The sequence below is a fragment of the Aeromonas sp. sif0611 genome (assembly GCF_019218845.1).
Lineage (GTDB): Bacteria > Pseudomonadota > Gammaproteobacteria > Enterobacterales > Aeromonadaceae > Aeromonas > Aeromonas media.
Genome location: NZ_JAHUWU010000082.1, coordinates 1 through 222, shown reverse-complemented (window position 1 = coordinate 222; position 222 = coordinate 1). Strand labels below are relative to the sequence as shown.

1 protein-coding gene is annotated in these 222 nt (G+C 67.1%); it reads left to right on the top strand.

Going from position 1 to position 222, the window contains the following annotated elements; genetic code table 11:
• On the top strand, positions 1–222 hold a 222-nt coding region (locus KW824_RS20870), incomplete at both ends, for a VCBS domain-containing protein (RefSeq protein WP_218410917.1).

The following is a 222-nucleotide window of genomic DNA, read 5'->3' as shown; positions in this document are numbered from 1 at the left end:
CCGAGCACACCGTCACCATCACCATTACCGGCGTCAACGATGCCGCGGTGATCACCGGCGCTGACAGCGGTGCGGTCACCGAAGATGAGACCAAGCCGACTCTGACCGAGACCGGCACCCTGAGCGTGACCGACGTGGACGGCGCCGACGAGGCCAAGTTCCTGGCTGGCAACGGCACCCCGAGCGCTGGCGCACTGGGTAGCCTGACCATCACCGAAGGCG